Source organism: Nitrospiraceae bacterium, from assembly GCA_019637075.1.
Lineage (GTDB): Bacteria > Nitrospirota > Nitrospiria > Nitrospirales > Nitrospiraceae > JAHBWI01.
Map to the genome: position 1 here is coordinate 793,272 of JAHBWI010000002.1, position 25,923 is coordinate 819,194.

Genomic DNA, 25,923 nt, shown 5'->3' on the forward strand with positions numbered 1-25,923 from the left:
CACGCAGGGCGATCGATCAAAATGTCATGGGTCTAAAACGACGGGATCCTGCTCGGCGGATACGGCGCAAAGTTGTATCAAGTTTGTGTTCCATCCGCAATATGGCGGCAGGTTTTTTTTGCCGCACACACGGTGCGCCTTACGACCGCGGCAGGTTCAAGACAAGCAGTTTTGGCTCGGTCATATCTTCCATCGCGTACCGTACCCCTTCGCGGCCGATTCCCGAATCCTTCACCCCACCGTAGGGCATATGGTCGGCACGAAACGTCGGAATTTCGTTGGCGAGCACTCCCCCCACCTCCAGCCGATCGAAGGCCCGGAAGATCCGCCCGACCTGCTGCGTGAAGATGCCGGCCTGCAGGCCGTAGTCGGAGTCGTTCACCGCCTGAAGGACCGCATCGAAATCGCGGTAGGGCGTCAAGGTCACCAGCGGGCCGAACACCTCGTGGCAGGAGACCTTCATCGCGGGCGTCACCTGCGACAAGACAGTGGGCGGCACCACCGATCCCGTCCGGCCGCCACCGTGCAAGACCTTGGCGCCTTGCGTCACGGCTTCACCGATCCAGTGTTCCACCCGACGGGCAGCGCCCGTATCGATCAGAGGACCGACGACCGTTCGCTCATCCGTCGGGTCGCCGGACTCCAGACGGGACACCTGGGCGACAATCTTGTCCGTGAACGGCCCGATAACCGACTCGTGGACGAAAATCCGCTGAACGGAAATGCAGGTCTGCCCCGCATAGGTGTAACCGCCGGTGACGCAGCGCTGCGCGGCATGGTCGAGATCGGCGTCCGGCTCGACGATGACCGCGGCATTGCCGCCGAGTTCCAAGACCGCCTTCTTCTTGCCGCACTTGGCCTTCAGCATCCAACCGACCGGGGCACTGCCGGTAAAGCTCAAGAGTTTGAACCGCGGGTCGATGACCAACTGCTCGGCAACGGCATTGCTGCAGGGCACTACATTGTAGCCGCCGGCCGGAAGCCCAGCCTCGGCCAACACCTCCCCGAGCAAGAGAGCCGTGAGCGGGGTCTGCGGTGCCGGCTTGATGAGGATCGCATTGCCAGCCGCCAGCGCAGGCGCCACCTTGTGCGCCACCAGATTAAGGGGAAAATTGAAGGGCGTGATGCCGAGGATGGCCCCAAGCGGGAACCGACGAGTCATCCCCCAATAGGACTCCATTCCCGGCGACCAATCGAGCGGAATAACTTCTCCACCGAGACGCTTGGCCTCCTCCGAGGCAACGATGAAGGTCTGAATCCCGCGTCCGACTTCCCGGCGGGCATCCGTAATGGGCTTACCGGCTTCCGCCGTGATGGTCTGAGCGAACTCTTCTTGGCGCGATTGCAGAAGCTGGGCGGTCTTGGCGAGGATCGAGGCCCGCGCATGGGCAGGCAACTGGCGCATGGCTGCAGCGCCTTCAACCGTTGATGCCGTCGCCTGGGAGGCCTCGTCGGCCCCGGCCTGGCAGACCAGCGCGAGAATATCACCCGTGAAAGGGTTATGAAGAGGAGCCGTAGTCGCCGTCCGATGCCACCGGCCGCCGACTAAGAAAGGACGCGCTTTTTCCAACGGCAGGACTCCGTAACAGAAGCCTACTGCGTCGACTCGACAGGGGCAGCGGCGGGAGCGGCGGCGACGGAGGCCTCGCCTGCTTCCTGAGCCGCCACGGCTTTGGCGATCAGGTCGTCGGTTCCCCAATCCCGTACCGCCGCAAGTGTAAAGGGCTCGTAGGTCGAAGCCCCATGGCACGATGGGCAATCCGGCATGGGCACCTTCCGGTAAAACACTTCGTTGAGGCAAGACATGCAGACCCAGAGATCCGGTTGACCGTCTTTCTGCGGCACAGTCCAGAATGCTTGCTTCCCACCCATAGACGTTTCCCTCTTTTTATGATCTGCGCATACCGCGTGTCTGTACTAACGACCGGACTTGGATCGGCCCGGTTCCGTCTTCGGCGCGCCGCCTTTGACCGGCGGAGCCGTCGCCAACATCTTTTCGATTTCCTCGGCAAACGCTTCGAACGGAAATGCGCCGGGGATCGCCACGGCAGGGTCTTTGGTCGTCGGTTCTTGCGCCGTCTTCAGCAACACGAAGCCCGGCGTACCGCGAAAACCCCAGGCATTGGCTTCCTGGCGGTCGTCGAAAATCGACGGTAGGTGCGACGCGTCCCGAAGACACTGCCGAAAGTTCGATTCCTTCAGGCCGATCGCCTTGGCGTGGGAGAAGAACACGTCGGAATCCAGCCGGCCTCCCTCGGCAAAGAGCCGATCATGCATCGGCCAATACGCCCCTTGGTCACCGGCACAGCGGGCCGCCAACGCAGCCGCAACACCGGGCCCCTGGTCGGCGCGAGGATAGTCCTTGTAGAGGAACCGCACCTTCCCCGTGTCTACATATTTGGCCTGCAGGCGCGGCCAGGTCTCTTTGAAAAACTTCAGACAGTACCCGCAGGTGAAGTCGGAGTATTCGACGATGGTCAGCGGAGCCTCCGCACTTCCCCTAACCCGGTTGTCGACGCTGGGGCTGGTCTTCGCGACGGCCACGCCGGCCAATACGACCACCGCCAGGGACGAGAACAGGGTGCGCAGCATTCCCAATTTCATGGTGCTCATCAGGCTGAAGACTTCTTCCGTTGACGTTCGAGTAAACCCATTACGAGCAACGGCCAGACCGTGGTGGCGTCGCTTAAGACTTCGGCAAACCGGCCCCCCTCAGCAGGCGGCACGAACTTGCCCCACGAAATGCCTTCCTGATAGGTGCATCCGCTGAGGCCGCCCCAATAGTCTGGTTCGGGGCAGATACGGACGCCATATTGAAACCGCGGCGGCTTCACATTGAGCCCAAGCCGCACGTTGCCGATTTCAATGTAGGGCGCGACCTGCTGGGCCCAATTGCGCGGCACGCCACCCCCGACGGTGAAGATCCCGAGACGCTTGGAGCCCAGGATCTGTTCGGCATAGTCGTTGAGGTCCAAATACGGATTGAAACTCGGGCAGGACTGATGCAGGTTCCGCAGGATGGCCGTGTCGCCGCCTTCCTTCGCCTGACTCCTGGCGCGATCGATGTTCTTGCTCATGGCCCACGTGCCGACGTCCAGCCCCATTTCGGAATCGGTAAAGGCCGGAATATAGACCGGGACCTTCTTCAGGTAGGCGCTCTTCAAGATACCAGGGCCGTCGAACTCCTCGGCCAACGTTTTGCCCAGTTCATGGGTCAGGAGGTGGGACGAGAGCGGCTGCTCGGAATCGATCCGCTTCAGCGTCATCGAGACGACATGTTCGACATAGTTCAGGTTCGACTCCATCTCGAGCGTGTCGTACACCCGATTGTAGCCCTTGCGGAAGAGTTCCTCGTCGGAAGCCGACGGACGGTGCCGATAGTGGACCTTCCCGACAGATTCGCTGAGCCCGTGGGCAATCAGCGCCCCCGTCGACACGATGATGTCGATCATGCCGTGATCGATCATGGTGCTGATGAGCTTGCCCATCTTGGCAATCGTCATCGCCCCGGACAGGGTCAGCACGATTTTGCAGTCGGGATCCTCCACCATGGCAGCGAGCACTTCATAGGCTTCGCCCAGCCGGCGGCCGCCGAAGGCCGTCTTTCGCATCGCCTCCAGCAACTCGGAAAAGGAATGGATCTTGTCGGGATCGAGGGGTTCGAGCGCCTCCAACCCGTCCTTTGCACCGTCATGAAATTCGCGCGCAGCCATGGTGAATCACTCCCGGGAAAATCTGAATAATCCTACAAGCCGCAAATCTTATACACAACCTGTCGACAGGGGTCAATTGAAGTTCCGGCGCGAGGCGGAAGGCCCGGTCGCCATGAAAAGTGACGCAATCCGAGCCATGCGCGGCAGGGTGGAAACGAGAGCTCCGCTCATGCTCGGAAGGGGCGTCGTCAGCAACGCCCCTACCAACGATGGATTTACCCCAAACGCCATCGCGTGCGACGTACTCCTTCATACCGCACTGCCCTGGAAACCAGCAACCACGCAAGGGCTGAAGGAGGTGAGCAGATGAAACGCTTTCCTGATGGGACCGGAATGCTCCGTATCGTCGGCTCGATGCTATTGCTGATCCTCGCAAGCTGCTCCACCAGAGTTGAATATCTCACCGATGCCGCGTACCCGGCAGGCAGCCAAGACAGGCAAGTCCAGTGGCTTCCTACGGAACCGAGCCGACCATACATTGAACTGGCTTCGATCACCGTCAGTGGATCGTTGCTGAGCCAGGATACGCTGCGAAATCGGATTCTCGATCGTGCGCGCCAACTTGGCGCTGATGCGGTGATGAATGGAGGAACTGCGATTGTATCAAGGACACCCGTAAGCCCTTACTTTGAACCGGGGCTTTTGGGTCCGGCGGGTGCCGCCTTCCACTTGTACGGATATGGCTGGTACACCCCCTACGCCTCAAACCCCTACCTTCTGACTCAGGGGTCGGCGGACCAGCCCAGGCAGGAACGCTATGTATCCGGAGTGGCTATTCGATATCTTGATGAACCGGGGGAGCGGGAGGGCCGGTAGGACATCGAGCGCACGACTTCAGCCGGGAACCGCAGTTCCGTAAAAGGTATCGACCATCACTCCGATCTCTTTCAACATCGGCGTGGGCAGTGTCCCACCGGCACACACGATGACGGCTTCGTTCTTGATGTTGTGAATCGTGCCCTGTTGGTCCAACGTCACGTCTCCGGCGCCAATCCCTTTCACCGCACAATTAACAAAAACGGCAAGCTTCCCCTGCGCCACAAACTGTTTCATCTGCTGCCGATTCTTTTCTTTCGGCCGAGTGTAGATTTCCTCGCCTCGACAGGAAAGGGTCACCGTCGTGCCAGGCTCCGCCGCGATTGCCAATGCGGCCTCCGCAGCACTATCCCCGCCTCCCACCACAAGGACATGGCGCCCCCGATACTGCTCGGCGTCGATAAGTCGATATACGACCTTCGGCTGTTCCTCACCAGCGACCCCGAGCTTTCTCGGCGTCCCTCGCCGTCCAATGCACAACAGCACATTCTTGGTCCCATAGCTCTTCTTTGAGGTTTTGACCACGAAACTGCCGCCGTGTTTGGTCACGGCCTCCATTCGTTCCATGAAATTGATCTTCAAGCCCGTCTGCCGAAGAATCTTATTCCAAAACGCCAGCAATTCCTCTTTGCTGATCTCGAACATCTTCACCGTGCCGACCATCGGCAACTGCATCGGAGCGGTCATGGCGATCTTGTTTCTCGGATAGTGATACACCGAGCCGCCGAAAGAGTCTTCCTGTTCGATCGTCACGAACCGCAAGCCCGCCTGTTTTGCCGCAAGCGACGCCGACAGTCCGGCTGGACCGGCCCCGACAATGACTACGTCCAATTCATCCGCGCCACCTCTGTTGCGCTGAATCGCCTCCACCGCCCGCGCACCTTGTTCCACACCCTTTCTGATCAGCCCCATTCCTCCCAGCTCGCCCGCGATATAAATCCCCGGCACGTTGGTTTCAAACGTGGGTTTGACGTGTGGAATATCGATACCGCGCTTTTCGGTCCCGAACACCAGCGTAATCGCCTCGACGGGGCAAGCCGATTCGCAGGCCCCGTGCCCGATGCAATGGTCCGGAGCGACGAGCACGGCTTTGCCCTTCACGATACCAAGCGCCCGCTCAGGACAGGCCTTTACACAAGCACCCGACCCCATGCAGATATTGGGATCCACCACCGGATGCAGGGTCAGCGGCTCAGTGATCCCCGCTTTCACGGTGGCTTGCAGCTTCGTCTCGTACTGGGTTTCTTTTTTGCGGTGACGCCGCTGATACAACATCAACACGACGATCAGAGGTAGGAGATACAGCAGCGTCATCAAGGATAACGACATGGGACAAGCCTCGCGTTAGGGCACTACACTATCGATCACGACCGATACTCCTTGGGTCCCCGGGGTCACGGGTTGACTCTTCCCCTGGAGGTCTCCGCTCTTCGGCATCGCGTCCCCGGATTTAGAAAGGCGCGCCACGATCATCACGTGGTCCATGTCGGAGAGCTTCCTGCTCGGCATCGGGCTGTTCGTATCGTCCAGGCGGAAGGAAAACGGGAGCGCCTGTTTTGTGAGACGTACAATCGCCACCGGCATCGGCGCACCGTCGACGGCACGGGCAAATACAAACAGCGTGTCGGTGGCCGCCACCTTCGCGAGAAGATTCGGGGCCAGCGTAATCCGTCCGGTGACGGCACGGAGGGATTGATCTGAGCCAGGCTGTTTGCCGGACGACATCGCCGTCGCCGCCGGCGGCGTAGACAGCGCTCCACCTTTTGCCAGACCGCGGGCCTCTCCAATCCCGGACACCAGTTCTTGGACCACCTCCGGTTCCGCATCGGGGGGAAGATTCGTCCGGGCCTGTTCCCAATACTGTGCCGCCTTCGCAAACTCGCGCCGATCGAACGCGACGGTGCCAGCCAACATCAACGCCTTCACATTCCGGGGATCAGCCTTGAGCGCTTGCCGAATCAGCTCTTCGGGCTTCCCCTCCAGACTTCGACCGTGCAGCATCCCCAGCGCATCGGCATAGTCGGCCAACAATTGGGCATCATCGGGGAGCAACGTCATCGCCCGTTCGTAGATCGGCACGGCATCCGCATGGCGCCCGAGTTCGACGTAAGAGCGCGCCAGGAGCGCCCATCCGCCCCCGTCGTCAGGAGTCTGTTCCAATTTCTTTTTGAGCCGCTCCGTCAGGTCGTCGAGTCCATTCATCGATTGGTGACTGGCTTCCGATGCGGAAGAGTAGTCAGGAACCGGGGCCAACGGATGCGTCAGCGCGAGGGGAGTCCCCAACTTCCAATACAGCAACAGGCTGGCCAGGGGCAGGATGATCGCGACCACTCCCGCCACCAGTCGCGGAGAAAAGCGCCCCTTCGCGACGGACCGGGCCGGCGTTGTCGCGGCCTCCTCCAACACGCGTCGTTCCAGTTCCTGCTTCGCCTGCTGATAGCGCTCCACCGTGATGGCACCGCTGTGCCGATCCTCTTCCAGTTCGGCAAACTGCTGCCGATAGACCGAGAGCAGTGTCTCATTGTCGTTCACCGAGCCGCCCCCTGACTCCCGCTTGAGTAACGGCCACACCAACAGGCCGGTCACCCCGAGGATCAGCCCCCCCGCAGCAATCCAAAATGTGATCATGAGGAGAGTCGCTCCTTCTCCATCAGCATGTTGGTTACGCGCTGACGCTCTTCCGTCGACAGTGGCGCCTCGGAAATCTTTCGCGCCCGGCTGCGCAGCGCCCAGAGGAGTGCACCGAGGCCGACCACCAGCAGTATGAACGGGCCGCCCCACAGCAGGAGCGTCGTCGCCTTCACCGGCGGCCGATACAACACAAAATCACCGTACCGAGCCACGAGAAAATCGAGGATGTCTCGATCACTCATATTCTTCGAGGCCATCTCCCGAATTTCCTGCCTCAGGTCTTCCGCCAGCGGCGCATTGGAATCTGCCAGCGTCTGGTTCTGACACACGAGGCAACGGAGTTCCCCCGCTAGTTGCTTGACACGTACTTCGACGGAAGGATTCTGTGCCGACGGCTTCGCCTCCTCAGCCATCGCCAACGCGGGTACCACCATCGAAAGGCAAAAGAGTAAGAGAAGCTTCATCCCTGTTGCAGCCGTTTCACCAGCGGAAGAATTTTGGCGCGCACCGTCTCGTCATCCAACGGACCAATCTGTTTGAAACGGATCACGCCGGCCTTATCGATCACATAGGTCTCCGGTACTCCGTAGACTCCGTAATCGATGCCCACGCGGCCGGTTTCGTCTGTTACCGTGACCAGATAGGGATTGCCCCGCTGTCTCAACCAAGTCAGCGCTTCGTCCCGTCGGTCTTTGTAGTCCATCCCATAAATGGGCACGTCGCCGGCTTCGGCCAATTGCATCAGGAGTGGATGTTCCTCCTTGCAGCCCCCACACCAGGAGGCCCAGACATTGAGCATCCAGACCGTGCCGGCAAGATCGCGTGGAGCGAGCGCTTTGGTCGTGTCGTGAAGCTGAGGAAGGGAGAATGCCGGCGCCGGCTTGTCGATCAAGGGCGAGGGAACTTCACGGGGATTCAAGGTCAATCCCACCGCGAGAAACCCCACCAAAACGCCGAAGATTGCCAGCGGCAGGAGATATCGCTTCATGCGGCCTTCTCCCGTTCCGGGGCGACTGCTGCCATGGTTTCGGCGCTCTGCGTTCGCTTGGCGACCCGGTACCGGCGATCGCTGATCGCCACCCCGCCCCCCAAGGCCATGAGGAGACAGCCTCCCCAAATCCAATCGATGAATGGCTTGTGATACAAGCGGACACTCCACCCGCCGTCATCCAACGGTTCGCCCAAGGAGACGTAGAGATCACGCCACAACCCCGCATCGATGGCCGCTTCAGTCATGGTCTGGTTCTGGGCCGTATAGAGCCGCTTCTCCGGATACATAACCGTCACCTCACGCCCGTCACGACTCACATGGACCCGGCCGCGCGCAGCAAGATAGTTTGGGCCCTTCACCTCCTGCGTGCCGTCAAACCTAAAAGTGTACCCACCAAGTGTCGCCGTGGACCCGACCGTCATGCGGACGTCTTGTTCCGTCTCAAACCCCTTCACCAGTGTCACGCCGACGATGAATGCGGCCACACCAATATGCGCGACCACCATGCCCCAGTAGGACCTCGGAATATTGGCCCATGCTCGTATCCCGCCCGCGCTCGCTCCCGACCGGAGCCGGTCACGGAGGCCGACTATGGCCGTCGTGACAATCCACACGGCCAGTAGGAGACCGAGACTGAGCAGGGGCGTCCACTTACCCAGCACCAACGGCAATCCGCAGGCGGTCGCCAAGCTGACGCCGAACGCCCAGCGCAACCGAACCGCCAATGCCGGCGCCGAAGCCTGTTTCCATTGGGCGAGGGGACCGATTCCCATTAGGAACAGCGCAGGCGTGATCAGCGGAACGAACACCGTATCGAAGTAGGGCGGGCCGACCGAGATCTTTCCTAGATTCAGCGCATCGAGGACCAAGGGATACAGCGTCCCCAACAACACGGCCGCCATCGCCACGATGAGGAGCACATTGTTCGTCAGGAGCATCGATTCGCGCGACACCAACCCAAAAACGCCGCCCAATCCTACTCGTGGGGCCCGCCAGGCAAAGAGGAGCAGCGATCCACCTACCACGACGGCAAGGAAGGCCAGAATGAACAGGCCTCGCTTCGGGTCCGTGGCAAAGGCATGAACGGAGGTCAGCACGCCAGATCGCACTAGGAAGGTGCCCAGGAGACTGAGAGAAAAGGCCAGAATGGCCAGGAGCACCGTCCAGACTTTGAAGCCGCCGCGTTTGTCGGTGACGGCCAAGGAATGGATCAAGGCCGTGCCGGCCAGCCAGGGCATAAACGAAGCGTTCTCGACCGGGTCCCAGAACCACCACCCACCCCATCCCAACTCATAGTAGGCCCAGCCACTTCCAAGCGCGATACCGACGGTCAGGAAACACCAGGCCACCGTGGTCCAGGGACGAGACCAGCGAGCCCACGCCGCATCGAGATTTCCTCCAAGCAGCGCCGCAATCGCGAACGCAAAGGCAACGGAAAAGCCGACATACCCCATGTACAACATGGGCGGGTGGAAGACCATGCCGGGATCTTGGAGCAGCGGATTGAGATCGCGCCCTTCGGTTGCCGCCGGAATCAAACGCTCGAATGGATTGGAGACAGTGAGCATGAACAACAGAAACCCGGCGCCGACCAACCCCATGACACCCAGAATCCTGGCTCGCATCGTGTCGGGGAGATGCCGAGAACACACCGTCACCGCCAGCATCCACAGCGTGAGGATGAAGGTCCATAAGAGGAGAGACCCCTCGTGCGCACCCCACAGCGCCGCCAATCGATAGTGCAGGGGAAGTTGGGAATTGGCATTCGCTGCGACATACAGGACGGAAAAATCCTTGGTCCAGAACGAAGACCCCAGCGCGACGACCGCGAGGGACACGAGCAGAAACAGCGCCCGCGCGGCGGGCTTCGCCACGGCCATGAGCGGCGCGTTCCCGGTCGCGGCCCCGACCAAGGGAACCGTTCCCTGGACGACGGCGACACAGAGGGCCACGATGAGGGCAAAATGACCAAGTTCTGGAATCACGAGCAGGTCCTATGGCGTCGCCGGCCCCGACGCAGTTCGGCCGATTGGCCTCGTACCGGCTGCCTTTGCCTTGGCCAACGCCTCCGCTGCCTCAGGGGGCATGTAGTTTTCATCATGCTTCGCCAACACTTCGCTGGCCTGGAAGGTGCCGTCGGAGCCCAGCCGCCCTTGAGCCACCGCCCCCTTCCCTTCCTTGAACAGGTCCGGCAGGATTCCTTTGTAGACCACGGGAATAGCCTTTGTGGTGTCGGTCACCACGAAATGGACCGTCAGCCCGTCGCGCTCACGTTGGACGCTCCCTGCCTCCACGAGCCCACCGATTCGGAAGCTCTTCCCAACCGGAGCTTCACCGTTCGCAACCTGGGTCGGCGTGAAAAAGAACACAAGATTGCTGCGGAAGGCATTCAGGACGAGGGCTGCAGCCAAACCCAGCACGGCAATCCCCAGTCCGATCAGGACAAACCGCCGTTGACGAGGACTCATTGCAAACGTTCACTCCCGTGATGCGGCCATCTCGATCGCCGCGGCGTGCCGACGACGAACGGCGACGACTTCCCAGCACAGGCACAGCGCCGTCACCCCGAATGAGGTCCAGACGTACAACCCGTAGCCCCCCAAGAAAAAGACGGCAGCGATATTCGTCCACTGCATCATCGGGCCTCCAAGACCGGATGCCCCGTCACGAAGTCCTTCACCGCCGGTTGACGCTCACGCTCAAGAATGACGCAGCGGACCCGCGCAAGAATCACCGCAAAGCTATACATCCAAAATCCCAGCGTCATCAGCAGCATCGCCGTCAACATCGCAGCAGCCATTTTCGGGGCGGCAGTCATGCTGACCGAGGCTCCCTGATGCAGGGTGTTCCACCAGGTCACTGAAAAGTAGATGATAGGCACGTTGACCACCCCAACGAGTGCACACACGGCGCTGGCGCGGTCCGCACGACGGGGATCGTCAATGGACGAACGCAACAACATGACGCCGGCATAGAGAAACAGAAGCAGTAGTTCCGACGTCAGCCTGGCATCCCAGACCCACCAGGTCCCCCACGTGGGCTTTCCCCACATCGACCCGGTCACCAATGCCAAGAAGGTGAACAACGCACCGGTCGGCGCAATGGCTTGCGCCATCATGAACGACGGCCTGACGTTGAGCCCGAGCCCGAGCGCCGCCCATCCGGCCATGGCGACGTAGAGCACCATCGACATCCACGCCGCAGGGACATGGACGAAAATAATTCGATAGGCTTCACCCTGCTGAAAATCGGTGGGAGCCACGGCAAATCCGACGTACAGTCCGGAGGCGATACAGAGGGCCGCCGCCGCCGCGCACCAGGGAACGAGCCGGCCGGCCATGGGATAGAGCGCCTGCGGCGAGGAATATTTGAACCAATTCACAGCCATCTCCTGCGACCGGGCCTACGACTCCACTGCAATCCGCACCGCCGCCGCCGTCGCAACCGGTGCCAATACGGCAGCGATGAGTAAACAGGCTCCCAGCAACGACACATTCGCCTCGATCCCGAGTCCCGCTTCATGTCCGGTCACGGCTCCGGCCCCGAAGATCAGCACCGGCACGAACAGAGGCAATACCAGCAAGGCCACGAGCGCCTGTCCTCCCCGCACCCCGAGCGTCAGCCCGGCGCCGATCGCCCCGATGAAACTCAGCGTCGGAGTGCCCAGCAAGATGGACAGCGTCAACACGCCGATCGACTCCCCATCCATTCCAAAGACGATGCCCAAGAGAGGCGAAAGCAGGACCAGCGGAAGACCGGATACCAACCAATGGGCGCAGACCTTGGCCGCGACGAGGACCGATAAGGGATGGGACGTCAACACGAACTGTTCCAGTGACCCATCGAGGTAGTCGGCAGTGAACAGCCGGCCCAAGGACAGTAGGCACGAGAGGAGCGCCGCAACCCAGAGAATGCCGGGAGCCATGGTCCTGATCACCGCGGGCTCCGAGCCCACACCAAGAGGAAATAGGCTCGCGACCACGATGAAGAACATGATGCTCGTGGCCAGGTCGGCACGGCGACGCAAGGCCAACAAGACATCCCGTCGCACGACGGTTTGCCAAGCGCCAAGCAGGCCTTGTGCCGTCATCCCGCCAGCCTCAGGCAACGAAGGTCGATCGTCGGAAGGTCGAGTTCCTGATGCGTCGCAACGACGATCGAACCACCTCGTTCCAGATGCAGGCTCAAACGATCGGTGACCAGGCGCGTCGCCGCCGCATCCAACGACGTGAATGGCTCGTCCAGAATCCAGACGGGACGGCCGGTCAGCCAAAGCCGGGCCAGAGCGACGCGACGTTTCTGCCCCTGTGACAATACCTGGGTGGCCAACCGCCGAGTCTTCGCCCCGATCCCGACCGCTTCCAGTGCAGATGCCAGTTCCCCGTCTGTGGGGACGTGCCCGTCCAGACTCATCGTGATGTGCAAATTTTCCATCGGCGTCAGGTCGTCCTTGGTACCGTTCAGGTGCCCCAAATACGCCACCTGCATCCGATACTGTTCTCCCAGCACGGCAATATCGGTCCCGTGCCACAGCACCCGCCCTTCGTCCGGAGTGAGCAGTCCGCACAGCGCACGCAGGAAGCTGGATTTTCCGCTGCCGTTTTCGCCGAGCACGGTCAGGATCTGGCCTGGGCCGACGGTCACCCGAAGATCCGAAAATACGCGCCGATCACCGCGATTGCAGCCTAGTTGAACCGCTTCCAACATCTTAGGAGAAATCCCAGCGAACGCCAAAGAAAAAGAACTCTCGCACCGTGCGATCCTTCTGCAGCGGACTCTCCGTTATGGTTTTCTCCACGCCTCCGGAGCCCTCAATCGTCCAGCCGTCACTGAATCGGTAGTCGACGCGTAGCGTCGGCGTCACCCGATACAGCTCCACGTCGGCACTGTCCTTTTGATGGTACAGAATCAGGAACGTGTCGAGTTGCCATTGTTGGCCGAATCGGCCGAGCGAGTTCAACGTCAACGATTCGCCGCGATACGTCGGACTATTGATATAGCTCGCGTTCACCACGAACGTATTTTTTTCGAAGGGGAAATCGGTGCCGATCGCCTGCAGAGTGTACGTCCAAATATTGCCAGTACCCGGCAAAGCTTGCAAGGAACATGGCGCATCCGTCGTGGCGTTCGGATTCAGGAACAACGTGCTGGTACCCGGCAGAATGACCAAGCAGTTCGACGCCGAGGTCCCCGAAATCCGGTTCATTCGCACGTCGCCGCCCAATTGCCAATCCTTGCTTACCGCGTGGAGCACCCCGACAAGGAATAAGTCACTCGTGGCAGTGACGGCTTTCGCTTGCGCCCGCAGGATCGCCTCATTGGTCGTATTGATGTGCTCAAGCGAGGCATTGGGAGCTCCGAAGAGTGAGTTTGTCGTTTGGAGATACGGCGTTCTTCGATGATCGGCGAGGACCGTGTAGGTCGTGCCTTCGGTCACCCAGGTGCCGTTGAGCATGGCGACGTTCAGCACGCCGTACGAGATGTCATAGTCGACGAGCCCGAACGCGTTCTTTCCATTCGACGAATAGCGGATCTCACTTCCGACCGCCCGACGATCGACGACGCCGTTCACCATTTGATTCAAGTAGTAGACGTTTCCGCTCCAAGCCTCCCCGAGCGGACCGATATCGACATTGGCTCCGTAAAAATAGCGTTTCAGGTCCGCGCGGAAATTGCGCGGATCGTCGGGTACGTAGCGGGAATCCAAACTGAACTGTCTCGGCTGCCCTCCGATCAGATTGACATTGAGGAGCTGGGGCGCAACGGTATACCGGAACCAGGCTCCGTCGAAGCGATAATCCAGCACACCGCCGGTGTTGCCGGGCTGCCGCCCGACGCGAAGGAAATAGGCATCCTGCTTCGAATGCTCGACGTACGCGGCCCGAAGCCGGCTCACGTTGCGTCGCACGTCGTCGCTTGTGAGGAGATCCAGCGAATGGGTCCCGCGGACGACCATCTTGGTGTCGTACTCATCTTTGCGATAACGCCCGGTCACGTCGAACGCCGACACCAGCAGAGACTGGTCATGCGTATTGAGGGTCGTGGTGATATTCGTATCCTTCGCGGTGCTCTTGGTCTGGCTGTATCCGCCATAGTAGTACTCGTAGACACTGCCGTAGACCCTGGTCTCCTCGATCTTTTTCGGCTTCCTCGCGCCCGGCTTCTGTTGCGCCATTTGCGTACCGGCTTCAGCCAGCGCCGCCAGCCGCTGCCGCACTCTGGTGGCGCCTTCACCCTCCGGATACGCCTTCAAGTAGTGCTCGTATTCAGCTTTCGCTTTGGCCAGTTCCCCGCTGCGCTCTCGGGCCACACCGACCATCTCCTGCGCATCCTGCGACTGCCGGTTGGGCGGAAGATTCAACAGGACGTTGAAGATCTGAACGGCCTTTTCGTTTTCTTCCGCCTTGAGCGCGCCTCGGCCCAACTGCATCAGGTCGTCGGCATACTTGCCGACATCCATTCCCGGGCGGAACGGCGGAACGGCGAAAGACTGTGTCGGCGCTTGTCCCTTGGCCGGAGGGGCCGCCGCCGACTGAGGGGCGCGGACCGTAGGTGGAACAGGCGGCAACTGGGCGGGAGTCGGGCCGGGCGGTTTCTCCACTGGCACGATGATGACGATCCGGCTGCTGCTTCGGATCTCTCGCTGAGTGACTTTGAATCGGACCGGCTTGCTGAATTTGACGGACAGACTGTTGGTCGCCGCGTCGGGAAAGGTCACTGTGAACTTCGGTACCACATCGCTGGGCGGAGACGCGGCCAACTCGCGCGCAAACCGGCGCGACCGATCGAGATCGGGAAAATCCATGAAGATACGAATGAGGTCGCCCTTGTCGGACGGCGTGTGCCGTAAGTACAGCGCTCGAGTGTTGAAGATGATATGGATCTCCGCCTGAGTCGGAGTCTCATTGACCTCGATTCGGTCGAGGACCTGGGCACGGGCAGCCTGAGGAGTGAGGACGCCGACCATGAGCACAAGCAGCCCCAGCAAAAACACGGACAGCGCCCTGCGCTGTCCCTTCGCGCATGTGGGTCCCACCCAAATCACCTCAGAATTCCTGTCGTCCGGGTCTTTAGAACTCGCCGGTAGGCCGATGCTGTCCGGAGCGGCTCTGCCGAATCCTCGTAAAGGTCGAGTCGGTATAGATGTGGCAGCTGCCCGAGCAATCCTTCAGCTCCACAACGTTGTAGAGAATCTTGGGTGAGTCGACTTTCTTGTGGGCATCCGGCTTGAACCGGTCGGCATGACAACCGGCGCAATCCGGTTTATAGCCGCCGAACCGCCAGGCGATGACCTCATTGTTACTGGTATGGCAGGCATTACAGGTCACCCCTGCCCGGTGTTGTTTGTAGTAGGCAGTCTTGTGGGAATACGTCGTCACGTTCGTCCACCCGCTTCCTGCCCGATGACAGGCATCACAGGATTGCGACGTCACGAAGTGTCCGGAGGATTTCCCCGTCGCGGTGCTGCCGTTGTGGCAGGTCGCACAGGTGCCGGGCGTCACCCCCGTATGACTGAAGGTCGCCGGGATCCAGGCCGTCGTGCGGTGGCAGGTGTCGCAGCTCGCCGTCGTGGGCACATGCGTCGCACTCTTGCCCCGCGCCGTCGTCCCGTTGTGGCAGGTCGCACAGGTGCCCGGTGTCACCCCCGTATGGCTCATCGTCGCCGGCGTCCAGGCCGTCGTGCGGTGGCAGGTGTCGCAGCTCGCCGCCGTCGCAATGTGCGTCGCGCTCTTGCCCCGCGCCGTCGTCCCGTTGTGGCAGGTCGCACAGGTGCCCGGTGTCACCCCCGCATGGCTCATCGTCGCCGGCGTCCAGGCCGTCGTGCGGTGGCAGGTGTCGCAACTCGCCGCCGTCGCAATGTGCGTCGTACTCTTGCCCCGCGCCGTCGTCCCGTTGTGGCAGGTCGCGCAGGTGCCAGCCGTCACGGAGGAATGGCTGAAGGTGGCGGGAATCCAGGCTGTGGTCTTGTGACAGGTATCGCAGGTCGCAGTCGTGGGCAGATGGTTCACAGACTTTCCACGAGCGGTCGCTCCGTTGTGACAAGTCGCGCAGGTGCCGGGCGCCACCCCTGTATGGCTGAACGTGGCTGGTCTCCAGGCAACCGTGCGGTGACAGGTATCGCAACTCGCCGTCGTCGGCACGTGCGCAGAGGACTTTCCCGTAGCTTTGCTGCCGTTGTGACAGGTCAAACAGGTACCGGGTGAGATACCGGAATGGTTGTACCCGGTGCTCACGAGCACCCAATTCTTAGCTCCAACGAGATGACAGGTATCGCACGCCGCAGTTGTCGCCACGTGCGCAGCCGGTTTGCCCCGCGCCTGTACACCGTTGTGGCAGGTGATGCAGCTGCCGGGCGTGACGCCGATATGCCGAAACGACGCCCCAGTCCAGGCAACCGTACGATGACAACTGTCGCAGGACATGGTGGTCGGCAAATGCGTGGCCGGTTTGGCCTGTGCCGTACTCCCGTTGTGGCAACGAGCGCAACTCCCGGGAGCCACACCGGCGTGGGTAAAGAAGGCCGGCTTCCAGGCCGTCGTCCTGTGGCAGCTACTGCAGTTCAAAGTCGTCGGCAGGTGATTCGCCGGCTTGAACGTCGACGTCACACGTCCGCCGGGTGAGTGGCACTGGCTGCACTGCGTCGGGGTCCCCTTGAAGATGCCCTGGACATGGCAGCGTTCGCATTGCACCTGCGCATGGCCACCGGACAGCGGGAACCCGGTCGCTCCATGGTCTGATTCCATGCTGGTTCGACTGCCGCCTCGCTGAGCCCCCGCGTCGTACGGAAGTGCCAGCAGGGCGCAGACAAGGACAGCCAGGGTAAAGAGGCTGTACCTGTAGGCAGCGATCAAACCTGGAACGCGTGTCGTCATCATCAGTACTTCTTGTTGATCCGTGGAAACAGCCCGTTGCCGGAGGGAACTCCGATACGTGTCGTGACGTATATCGGCAACTATGCTTGGAGAGTGCGCAGGCACAAGTGGCAAGGAATATGCCCGCGGGGCACATACGGCAACCTACTGATTTTCTAAGACGCTCGGTCCGGCCCCAATACGGATTTCACGTACGGGGGGTTCGACTTTGTACAAAATATGTAAGGGTAGTCGGCAAAATGCTGCACTGCGGAGAATCGCAACAGCGAAAAGCCTACAGAACATTCCACAATTGAATGCGCCAACCAGGCGCAGGACTTGCGAAGCTTGGAAGAGTATCCAAGAAGGAGGCCGACCTTCTTGCCTCACTCGATCAAGAGAGGTGCCTCGTGGCTTCGGCTCAATCGCTCGAACAACACACGCAGGCAGGACCAACCAGACCCGCTCGCTCCATGGCTCCCCCGGCCCCGGCCGAACCAGCCAGGGGCCTCGGAGCCCGCCCCCTGTTGCTGCTCTGCTGTCTCTTCGTCTTGTCCGCTTTCCAAGTTGCCGTCGGCAAGTACTATACGCCGCGCTCGACCGTCGGATTCACGCTCGGGGTGGTCGGCACATTCTTGATGGTCGCGCTGTTAGCCTATCCGCTCCGCAAGCACCTCAAGTGGATGCAGCGGTGGGGCGCCTTGAAACACTGGTTTCGCGTCCACATGATCCTCGGACTCACCGGACCGGCCTTGATCCTCTTTCATTCGACGTTCCATATCCGTTCCCCGAACGCCGCTGTCGCACTCGTCAGCATGCTTATCGTCGTCATCAGCGGCGTCGTCGGCCGCTTCGTGTACGGCCAGATTCACTTCGGCCTCTACGGGAGCCGAGCCACCCTTGAGACCCTTCAAACCTCGCTCGACGGTCGATCCGAGGAAACCGCCTCGAGGTTCCATTTTGCGCCGCGTGTGGAGCAATGGCTTCTCAACTTTCGGCGCGACGCCTCACAGGAGGAACGGGGACTCCTGGCCGGCACCGTGTGTCTGGTGACCACCTGGTTCCATCGACACATTCTCGCCCGGCGCTGCGCAAGGGAGCTTCGCAGGATTCTGAGAACCAATCGGCAACCGGAGTTCCGTGGAGGCGAAGCAGAAGCGGTGGAACTGGTCCATCGCTATCTGCGAGAGGTCGAACGCGTCGCGCAGTTCACGACGTACGAGCGACTGTTTTCGCTCTGGCACGTCTTGCACATTCCACTCATTTACCTTCTCGCTGCGAGCACGATCTTTCATGTGATCGCGGTGTACATGTACTGACGGCCGTGCATCTCCTCCGACTCCTCATTCTCCCGTTCATCACACTCGGTCTTTTCCTCATCACAGCCGGACCAGTTTCCGCAGATACTGTCGAAACCGCACTCATGCCGGGCCAGGTGATCGAGGGCCACGCCAAGTGGGAAGAGTCTTGCACCAAATGCCACAAGCGATTCGACAAAGCAGCACAAACCCAATTGTGCCAGGACTGCCACAAGGACATTCGCAAAGACATCGAGGCAAGACAGGGCCTCCACGGTCGGATGAAGGAGGCACGCGAATGCCGGGAATGCCACACCGAACACAAGGGTCGTGCCGAGAATATTGCGCCGGTCAACAAGCAGTCGTTCGACCATGGCGGCACCGACTTCGCCTTGAAAGGCGCCCATGCCGACACGAAGAAAGCCGACTGCCAGTCGTGCCATAAGCCGAAGATCAAATACCGGGACACACCATCCGATTGCGTGGCGTGCCACAAGAAGGATGACAAACACAAAGGGTCACTCGGTGCGGCCTGCGCGGATTGTCATACGGATCGCAACTGGAAAGAGACGCGCTTCGACCACAGCAAAACTCGATTCTTTCTCCGCGGCAAGCACGCGGACACCTCCTGCGAGGCTTGCCATGACAACGAGCGGTACAAAAACACGCCGATGGATTGCGCCTCGTGCCACAAGAAGGACGACTCTCACAAAGGCGTCTTTGGACAGCAGTGCGAAACCTGCCACGGTGAAAAGGATTGGAAGACCTCGCCGTTCAACCACGACAAGGACACGAAATACCCGCTCACCGGCAAACACGGAAAGGTGAAATGTGAAAGCTGTCACAAGAAGCCGGTGGCAGTGGAGAAAACACCAACCGCTTGCATCGCCTGCCACCAGAAAGACGATAAGCACAAGGGGTCCTTTGGTGAGAAATGCGCCAGCTGTCACGTCGACAAGGATTGGAAGTCGATTACCTTCGACCATGACCGGGACACCAAATATCGCCTGAACGGGAAACACAGAGCCACGAAGTGTGAGAGTTGCCACAAGGGCGCGCTCTATAAGGACAAGGCCCCCTCGGTCTGCTACGGCTGCCACAAGAAAGACGATACGCATAAAGGAAGCTACGGCGAAAAGTGCGAACGGTGCCACTCGGAAAGGGATTGGAAAGTCATCCCGTTCGACCATGATCGCGACACGACCTATCCGCTGAAAGGCAAACACAAGGTCACGAAATGCGAAAGCTGCCATAAAGGTCAGCTCTACAAGGACAAGACGCCGACGACTTGCAACGCCTGCCACCGCAAGGACGATATCCACAAGGGCCAGTATGGTGAAAAGTGCGAATCCTGCCATGTGGAGCAAACGTGGAAAACGATCACGTTCGACCATGCACGCGATACAAAGTACCCCTTACTGGGAAAGCACGCCCCGCTCAAATGCGAGAGCTGCCACAAGGGACACCTGTATCGGGACAAGCTGAAAAGCACCTGCGTGGCCTGCCACGAGAAGGACGATAAGCACAAAGGGCAGGAGGGTCAGAAGTGCGAGGAATGCCACAACGAGCGCTCCTGGAAAGACACCAAGTTCGACCACGGCCTGACCCGCTTCCCCCTCCTGGGGAAGCACATCAAGGTCGACTGCAAGAAATGCCACACGACGGTCGCGTTCAAGGATGTCTCGTTCGATTGCGTCGGGTGCCATGAGAAGGACGATACCCACAAACGGCGACTCGGCACGCGCTGTGAGGCATGTCACAACGCCCGGGATTGGAAGATTTGGGACTTCGACCACGACAGGCGGACACGATTCAAGCTGGACGGCGGCCATGCAGGACTCGACTGCTATACTTGTCATAAGAATCCGATGGCGAAAACGGTGAAGACACCGGACACGTGCGTCGGCTGCCACAAGAAAGACGATAAACACGAAGGCAGCTACGGCCCGCAATGTGAGCGGTGCCACGAGTCTTCATCCTGGAAAGCCATCAAACCGGGAACGGGTGGCCTCCGCTTCAGATAACCGGACGCCCCGGCCTCACGCATAACAGGTTGGAAAGCACGTGTACCGCCGCAACATCACCAATGTCCTCTGGACACTGTCCCTGCTCCTCATCGCCTTCGTGTTCTATAACGCCTGGCTGAAGCCGACGTTCTTCGCCCCGTCCCTGATCTCACCACCGACGACCGGGGCACCCCAGCCCGTCGCCACGGCGGACTCCTTCACAGACCTAATGCAGGGGGCCCCGCTCCCTGAGGTACCACCGACTCGTTTGGTACCGTTGGGCACGGCGCCGCTCCCTCAACTCGGAACCATCCGGGATGATCTGGATCGGGGCTACTATAAGAAGGTAGAAACAGCGCTGACGGGCCTGTCCCGAGACAAGCTGAGCCAAGAGCCTGTTCGACAGTACGTGGCCGGGCTGTGGAACAACCTCGGGGTGCAGCAGGAAAAATTCGGCGGTATCGAATTGTCGGTGAAGGCTTTCCGGAAGGCCGTGGCCTTCGACCCGGCCAACGCCACGGCCCACCTCAATCTGACCCAGGCCTACTGGGGCCTTCGCGATCCGGCCATGACGCAGGAGTTTCTGCAGCGGGTCATCCGGCTGGCACCGAGCGATCCCTTTCCTCACCTGGCACTGGCGGAATGGCTGATGGAGCATCGCAATATGCCGGGGGCCGCCATACATCTCAAGGAAGCCACGACCGGGGGACGCATCGACGCTCGCCTACAGGCCTACGCACGGCGACTGGCCGAAAAGGTCGATCAGGCCCCACGCCCCAAGGAATCCCCTGTCGTCCTCGCCAAACAATCCGCACCGCCGAGCCTTCCTCGCACGACACCTCCGCTCTCCGCCCCTGACATGGCCGGCGCGCCGGTATCCGCCAGCAACAGGGGTTCGGCCTCCGTTCGTGTCGAGCAACCGGCGCCTGTGCCTCCGTCACCGGCGCCGACCTCTGCCCCACCGGCGCAAGCGGTGCCGGGCCAGGCCGGCAAACACTTCGTCGTCGTTTTCCAGGGCGCGGAAGATCCGGACGCGTGGGCTCGTATTCAGGCGATCCTGGAGTATGCCTATCAGGACATTTGCCAGAAATTCGGGCATGAACCGACCGCCCCCATCACCGTTGTCCTGCACACCGCCACCCCCTTTAACGGCAACATGGACACCCCAACCTGGACCGATTCGTTGTTCGAGCAGGCGACCGGCTCAATCCATGTTCCAACGCGAGGGGCCCTCGAAGACTTGGGGCTTCTGAGCCGCCTGCTCCGTCACCAGTTCGTGCACGCAGTGGTTCGGCAAAAGATGGGGCCGCAACATGACACCGTGCCAGCCTGGTTGCTCGAAGGCTTGGCCCTGCAGCTCAGCGAGGACCCGTGGCCCCACATCGAGGAGGCGAAGGAAAAAGACGTCACCGTCGTCCCGTTGATCAATGGACAGGCGGAGTGGAAGAACCTGACGGCGGAATCCCTGCCGGTTGCCTATCTTGAGGCACAGGCAGCCACGCAGAGCCTCATCGAACGTTACAGCATGTATGACATCCGCCAGATCTTGAACCTGATCAGAAGCGGCCAACCTTTTGAAGCTGCAATCCAGCAGAAACTCACCCTGTCACACGAGCAGTTTCAGCGGCACTGGACCAACAGTCTGCAGGCGACGCTCAAAGCCAGTCGACAATAGTCCGGCTAGTCTCAATCCCCTCTATACCGTCTTTTCCCCAGAAGCATTCCGCCACTCGTACGCCCCACATGACGTGATACAGCTGCAGGGCTGCCCGGCACATCTCTCCGGCCGCGTGGAACATCAGCGCGACAACTAGCGCGCGGCCCGGCCCAAAATACCGGGATGTGACTGATGACAGATGAGAGAAATTCAGGAGGCGCATCCTGTCGCTAAGACAGATCTGAGGGATCCGGGTCGCGCACGCGCGGTATGGTGGTCCCAACGGGATTCGAACCCGTGTCTGAGCCGCAGCGAAGGTTTCGCCAAGTTTTCCAATGCATTATGTCATTCCACAGGCACGACTTAAACAAGCAAGGTCTTAAACATTACGAGGTGAGCCGGCATCGCAGTCGGCTCACCCATGAGTTACCTTCTTCTGTGAAAGGAAGTTGGATTACGACAGGAACATGTCACTGTCGCGTTGCTAGACTCACTTGGTAGGACCAACGAGCACTCTGATCTTAGCGAGAAATCGATTGAGCGGTTGAGGGCTTTCCTCACCAGTTATGGCGTACGGGTTGGCCCTCTGCTCCTGAATATCAACTTTGCCTCCGTAGCCTCGAACGACTTGATATTTATCGCCCTCAGAGGAGAGGAAGAAAATACTTATATCACCGGCCTTAAACCTGGCTTCGGTGCTGAGCCCTCCCAAGTAATAAACGTTGATCTCTTGATTCGTAACAACACTCTTGAGCATATGCTCAATCCGAATCACCGCCTTCCACCATTTCCATTCCGCGATGTTGGATTCATCGCGAAACATTTCACCCGTTGCGCCGGTTCCGATTACGGTGCCAACAACGATAAGCTGAGCCTCGTGGACCATCGTCTCCAGATCAGCTTCTACGATCTTAGCGTCTGGGGAACTCTCCCAAGGGAGGTCGATAGCCAGGACAAGAATGAACAATGTGAGACATTTCCAGCCTTTCCGGATTGTTATCCGCCCCTGCACCATTGCTCACTCAATATGCGAAGTGTCTATGTAGCGATCCGCCGTGGCATGAGCCGCAAGACTGTGTCGGCACTGTTCGATTTGGTCCATTCCCAGTCATCTGTCTTGTCGCGTCGTGAGCAGGGAAAGGGACATTATGGCTTACTTTCGAATTGATAGACGCGGGATCAATGTCCGCCATACGTGTGGTCCAAGCTTTCCCTCACGCAACGCCAATTCAATTTCTGGAAGAAATCCGGCCACCCGCAGGGCAAGCTTCTCATAGTCTCCCTGGACTAGAGACTGGTGTCGCCAGCGTGAAACGAAAAACCACTTTTTCCTCCACCTGGAGTCATACATTGTGAAATATTCATTGAGCCACCCGACATATACGTCTTCTGCTGCCCAGTGTCCCGTGTGAGTGATCAGTCCTTCCTTTGGAGCCACACCGGCCATGATTCGAAATGCAGCACGTCGGTATCTTGCGAATTCAAATTCGATGAGATCAACTCGTCCCGCTTCTCTAACGCGCCGCAACCTTCCCAATGGAAGGGAACTCTCTGTCGGCAGGCCCATGACCCGATAACGGCGCCAGAGCAAATCCTTCTTGGATCAGCAAAGGCAGCAGTTGTGTCCGGAGGCTCTCTAGTAGCCAACCCCTAGCCTGACTCACATCCTTCCACTTTGCCTTAAGCGCTTCGTAGGACATGGAGGCCTGTCAACAAACGATTCACATTGTCATAGCTATAGCTCGTGGCCGGATTACCTGAGGTACCGCACGCCTGGCAAGTCTTTGAGGTCCGCATCGCCTGTGATGACCTCGGCGCCCTGGTCTTGGGCGGTCGCGTAAATGATTGCATCGGCCATGGCCAATCCATGGCGCAGGCTCAGATCCGCGGCGAGATAGGCGATCGAGTCCGTCAAGGGAATCACCCGGGTCGCATTCAGCCGTCCGGCAATCGATAACGCCGTCTCCTCGCCTCGCTCGCGCTTGACCTTCTTATAGACCTCGTACAGGACAATCGTCGGCGTGACCACCTCATATCGCGCAGACAGGTAGGCGGCGTAGCGGTCTGCCAGCGGACCGTCGATAAAAAACTCGATCCACCCGCTTGAATCAATGAGCACCTTCACAGCCGGTCCTTTTTCTCCCGGATGTCGGCGGTCGACATGCCCTTGAGGGCTCCCTTGAGGGATTTGAGAGGCACTTCCGGTACCAGCGTGATAACGCCGCCCTTTTCGACCACCTGCAGGCGCTGCTGAGGGCTAAGATGCAGTTTCTCCCTGACTTCTTTCGGAATCACTACTTGAAACTTCGACGAAATCGTGGTCGTTGCCATGGCCAGGCTTCTCCTTACAAGATACGTATCGATCATGATATCGTCTTACCCCTCATCGGTCAAGCAGCCAGCCGGTTTCTGACACATGGAATTGGACAACCTCAAGATACTGCACTCCCGCGATTCTGGAACCTTCTACTCCCTCCCAGTCTGCTTGTTGAGAAGCACCATCCTAAGGCCGTTCGGGCTTAGACTAGATCCAAAATACTTGCGCGGATTAACCGGCTAGCGCGTTGTTTTGGCCCTGCGGATGGTTCGGCACGTCACGGCGTGATCTCTGGACCCCGCCATGGTCGCGGCAATTCGTGTCATCTGGCCTCTTCAGCCTCTTCGAATGGAACGTGGTCCACAATGGAATATTGGCCACTGTTGTCCCCTCCTGTCCGCTCCTGACCCCTGCAGGACTCTTTCATCGTGCTCTGGACTTCGGTACGACTGGTCAGGGCCGCACACGAACGCGCGGCAGGGCCGAGTTATGAGCACATACGCCCACTGTGCAAGGCCGTGACCGGGGATACGGTCAGCTCATCGTGCCCACCATCGAAGTGAGGGAGGTCCCATGGTCCTGATTCCGGAGCAACGGAGGAAGACAATGCAGACCTGCCACCCCGCTGTTCAGGCGGTACCTGGGCAGCGGCTGGTTCGTCTCCAGGCGTGGCGTGAAGGTGCAGGCATGAGGCCGAACGTTCCTCACGTGGCACAGGACCGTGACGACATGCGCGCGACCGGCGGCGAGAGCCGGCGGCGCGCGCAGCGGACACGCCCCCGACTCGGTAATACGGGGGCGTCCATCGCACAGACCGATCATGTGCTCTAAGGAAGAGCGGCAGAAAGAACCGAGGGTTACGATGGAATCGCATGCCCCGATAAGGACACCCGAAGTCATGGCCGGTTCTGATCGCCTGCAAGCACCCCATCAGGGCACCCTGCGACGACAGACCTGCTTGCGCTGTCGGCATTGTTGGTGGCCGCGAACTCCAACGCGGACGCTGCGATGTCCTCGCTGCAAAAGTCCCTATTGGGACCGGCCAAGACGTGGTGCCGTAGAGTCAACGCAAGATACCCGGATTCAGGGCGGTGCGCTCGTCGCATCTCGCAAGGAAGACCCGGCCGAAACAGCAGTGGCGGTTTCCTTTGCCGCCGGCCTGGACCTGCTGAAACGGCTCAAGGCCGAAGGCCGGAGTTGGGCGGAATTGGCGCACGAGCTACAACGGCAGTGTGGGGTTCAGTTGGAGAAAGAGCAATTGAAGGCGCTGATCCGATAAACACAGGGCCCCTGCCCCGTACCAACCACGGGGGCAGGGCCCACAGTCTGAGTTGCGCGGCAGCGCGGGATGCAGGGGGCAGGCCTGGCCGTTGCGGCCAGGCCAACGCCGTTGCTCCCCCCGCGCTGCGCACCGCCAAGCCAGCGCCGGCGTTCTTACGCGGGCGCCACGAAGGGGGTATGGGGGTGTCGCAAGACTCCCCCGATTCGTTTTCTCATGAGCTCAGTACCGGAACAGCCCTCCGCTGCCCTTCCTGTGCCACTTCCGCTTGACGGGTGGGTTATCCCTCCCCATACTGCGGCCCGGCAAAACCAACGCTGCGGGCGGGACCGGAAAGGTCAGCCCATGACGCAGCCGTTAGTG

25 protein-coding genes are annotated in these 25,923 nt (G+C 60.1%); 6 read left to right on the plus strand and 19 right to left on the minus strand.

Annotation, left to right across the window (positions count from 1 at the left end):
• Nucleotides 1–139: 139 nt before the first annotated feature.
• From KF814_08010 to KF814_08025, 4 genes are read right to left on the minus strand one after another with little or no spacing between them, the layout of a single operon-like run.
• Nucleotides 140–1,570, minus strand: a complete 1,431-nt coding sequence (locus KF814_08010; protein ID MBX3236083.1) for an aldehyde dehydrogenase family protein — start codon at nucleotides 1,568–1,570, stop codon at nucleotides 140–142.
• Nucleotides 1,571–1,593: 23 nt separating this feature from the next.
• Nucleotides 1,594–1,872: a hypothetical protein gene (locus tag KF814_08015; GenBank protein MBX3236084.1), complete on the minus strand. Its 279-nt coding sequence runs from the start codon at nucleotides 1,870–1,872 to the stop codon at nucleotides 1,594–1,596.
• Nucleotides 1,873–1,917: 45 nt separating this feature from the next.
• Nucleotides 1,918–2,613 carry a thioredoxin domain-containing protein gene (locus KF814_08020; protein MBX3236085.1) on the minus strand — a complete coding sequence of 232 codons (696 nt, stop codon included), beginning with the start codon at nucleotides 2,611–2,613 and terminating at the stop codon, nucleotides 1,918–1,920.
• Nucleotides 2,613–3,713, minus strand: coding sequence for a deoxyhypusine synthase family protein (locus KF814_08025; GenBank protein ID MBX3236086.1), 1,101 nt, complete (start codon nucleotides 3,711–3,713; stop codon nucleotides 2,613–2,615). Before KF814_08025 ends, KF814_08020 begins: the two co-directional genes overlap by 1 nt.
• A gap of 306 nt (nucleotides 3,714–4,019) precedes the next feature.
• Between KF814_08025 and KF814_08030 the strand changes: the two genes are divergently transcribed.
• Nucleotides 4,020–4,529: a hypothetical protein gene (locus tag KF814_08030; protein MBX3236087.1), complete on the plus strand. Its 510-nt coding sequence runs from the start codon at nucleotides 4,020–4,022 to the stop codon at nucleotides 4,527–4,529.
• Nucleotides 4,530–4,547: 18 nt separating this feature from the next.
• On the opposite strand, the gene KF814_08035 is transcribed toward KF814_08030, so the two are convergent.
• The 12 genes from KF814_08035 to KF814_08090 are packed head-to-tail and all read right to left on the minus strand — an operon-like array spanning nucleotide 4,548 to nucleotide 17,027.
• The gene (locus KF814_08035) at nucleotides 4,548–5,858 is read right to left on the minus strand and encodes an NAD(P)-binding domain-containing protein (protein MBX3236088.1); all 1,311 of its coding nucleotides are present in this window, start codon (nucleotides 5,856–5,858) and stop codon (nucleotides 4,548–4,550) included.
• Between the two features lie 15 nt (nucleotides 5,859–5,873).
• On the minus strand, nucleotides 5,874–7,157 hold the full coding sequence (gene ccmI / locus KF814_08040) for a c-type cytochrome biogenesis protein CcmI (protein ID MBX3236089.1): 1,284 nt from the start codon (nucleotides 7,155–7,157) through the stop codon (nucleotides 5,874–5,876).
• Entirely contained in the window at nucleotides 7,154–7,624 is a 471-nt protein-coding gene (locus KF814_08045) for a cytochrome c-type biogenesis protein CcmH (protein MBX3236090.1), read from the minus strand. Before KF814_08045 ends, ccmI begins: the two co-directional genes overlap by 4 nt.
• Nucleotides 7,621–8,148 carry a DsbE family thiol:disulfide interchange protein gene (locus KF814_08050; GenBank protein MBX3236091.1) on the minus strand — a complete coding sequence of 176 codons (528 nt, stop codon included), beginning with the start codon at nucleotides 8,146–8,148 and terminating at the stop codon, nucleotides 7,621–7,623. Before KF814_08050 ends, KF814_08045 begins: the two co-directional genes overlap by 4 nt.
• Nucleotides 8,145–10,136 carry a heme lyase CcmF/NrfE family subunit gene (locus KF814_08055; GenBank protein ID MBX3236092.1) on the minus strand — a complete coding sequence of 664 codons (1,992 nt, stop codon included), beginning with the start codon at nucleotides 10,134–10,136 and terminating at the stop codon, nucleotides 8,145–8,147. Before KF814_08055 ends, KF814_08050 begins: the two co-directional genes overlap by 4 nt.
• A 9-nt stretch (nucleotides 10,137–10,145) precedes the next feature.
• A complete protein-coding gene (gene ccmE, locus KF814_08060) occupies nucleotides 10,146–10,619 on the minus strand; it encodes a cytochrome c maturation protein CcmE (GenBank protein MBX3236093.1) in 474 nt (157 codons plus the stop codon).
• A 9-nt stretch (nucleotides 10,620–10,628) separates the two neighbouring features.
• Nucleotides 10,629–10,790 carry a heme exporter protein CcmD gene (gene ccmD / locus KF814_08065; GenBank protein ID MBX3236094.1) on the minus strand — a complete coding sequence of 54 codons (162 nt, stop codon included), beginning with the start codon at nucleotides 10,788–10,790 and terminating at the stop codon, nucleotides 10,629–10,631.
• Entirely contained in the window at nucleotides 10,787–11,533 is a 747-nt protein-coding gene (gene ccmC, locus KF814_08070; protein ID MBX3236095.1) for a heme ABC transporter permease CcmC, read from the minus strand. The genes ccmD and ccmC overlap by 4 nt, the downstream gene beginning before the upstream one ends.
• 21 nt (nucleotides 11,534–11,554) lie before the next feature.
• A complete protein-coding gene (gene ccmB, locus KF814_08075; protein ID MBX3236096.1) occupies nucleotides 11,555–12,241 on the minus strand; it encodes a heme exporter protein CcmB in 687 nt (228 codons plus the stop codon).
• Nucleotides 12,238–12,858 carry a cytochrome c biogenesis heme-transporting ATPase CcmA gene (ccmA, locus tag KF814_08080; GenBank protein ID MBX3236097.1) on the minus strand — a complete coding sequence of 207 codons (621 nt, stop codon included), beginning with the start codon at nucleotides 12,856–12,858 and terminating at the stop codon, nucleotides 12,238–12,240. The genes ccmB and ccmA overlap by 4 nt, the downstream gene beginning before the upstream one ends.
• Before the next feature lies 1 nt (nucleotide 12,859).
• On the minus strand, nucleotides 12,860–15,187 hold the full coding sequence (locus KF814_08085) for a hypothetical protein (protein ID MBX3236098.1): 2,328 nt from the start codon (nucleotides 15,185–15,187) through the stop codon (nucleotides 12,860–12,862).
• Nucleotides 15,188–15,221: 34 nt separating this feature from the next.
• Nucleotides 15,222–17,027, minus strand: coding sequence for a hypothetical protein (locus KF814_08090; protein ID MBX3236099.1), 1,806 nt, complete (start codon nucleotides 17,025–17,027; stop codon nucleotides 15,222–15,224).
• Between the two features lie 386 nt (nucleotides 17,028–17,413).
• On the opposite strand from KF814_08090, the gene KF814_08095 reads away from it, so the two are divergent.
• The 3 genes from KF814_08095 (at nucleotide 17,414) to KF814_08105 (ending at nucleotide 21,982) form a co-directional block, all read left to right on the plus strand.
• Complete coding sequence (locus KF814_08095; GenBank protein ID MBX3236100.1) at nucleotides 17,414–18,322, plus strand: hypothetical protein; 909 nt, start codon at nucleotides 17,414–17,416, stop codon at nucleotides 18,320–18,322.
• 104 nt (nucleotides 18,323–18,426) lie between these two features.
• Complete coding sequence (locus KF814_08100) at nucleotides 18,427–20,325, plus strand: hypothetical protein (protein MBX3236101.1); 1,899 nt, start codon at nucleotides 18,427–18,429, stop codon at nucleotides 20,323–20,325.
• 40 nt (nucleotides 20,326–20,365) lie between these two features.
• Nucleotides 20,366–21,982, plus strand: a complete 1,617-nt coding sequence (locus KF814_08105) for a hypothetical protein (protein ID MBX3236102.1) — start codon at nucleotides 20,366–20,368, stop codon at nucleotides 21,980–21,982.
• Between the two features lie 472 nt (nucleotides 21,983–22,454).
• Here the strand turns inward: KF814_08105 and KF814_08110 are convergent, their stop codons facing one another.
• The 3 genes from KF814_08110 to KF814_08120 form a co-directional block, all read right to left on the minus strand.
• On the minus strand, nucleotides 22,455–22,979 hold the full coding sequence (locus KF814_08110) for a hypothetical protein (GenBank protein ID MBX3236103.1): 525 nt from the start codon (nucleotides 22,977–22,979) through the stop codon (nucleotides 22,455–22,457).
• A gap of 738 nt (nucleotides 22,980–23,717) precedes the next feature.
• On the minus strand, nucleotides 23,718–24,089 hold the full coding sequence (locus KF814_08115) for a type II toxin-antitoxin system VapC family toxin (protein ID MBX3236104.1): 372 nt from the start codon (nucleotides 24,087–24,089) through the stop codon (nucleotides 23,718–23,720).
• Nucleotides 24,086–24,295 (minus strand): AbrB/MazE/SpoVT family DNA-binding domain-containing protein, encoded by a 210-nt coding sequence (locus tag KF814_08120; GenBank protein ID MBX3236105.1) that lies wholly within the window; start codon nucleotides 24,293–24,295, stop codon nucleotides 24,086–24,088. The genes KF814_08115 and KF814_08120 overlap by 4 nt, the downstream gene beginning before the upstream one ends.
• Nucleotides 24,296–24,854: 559 nt before the next feature.
• Between KF814_08120 and KF814_08125 the strand changes: the two genes are divergently transcribed.
• Nucleotides 24,855–25,112: a hypothetical protein gene (locus KF814_08125; protein ID MBX3236106.1), complete on the plus strand. Its 258-nt coding sequence runs from the start codon at nucleotides 24,855–24,857 to the stop codon at nucleotides 25,110–25,112.
• A 304-nt stretch (nucleotides 25,113–25,416) separates the two neighbouring features.
• On the plus strand, nucleotides 25,417–25,560 hold the full coding sequence (locus tag KF814_08130; protein MBX3236107.1) for a hypothetical protein: 144 nt from the start codon (nucleotides 25,417–25,419) through the stop codon (nucleotides 25,558–25,560).
• Nucleotides 25,561–25,923 lie beyond the last annotated feature (363 nt).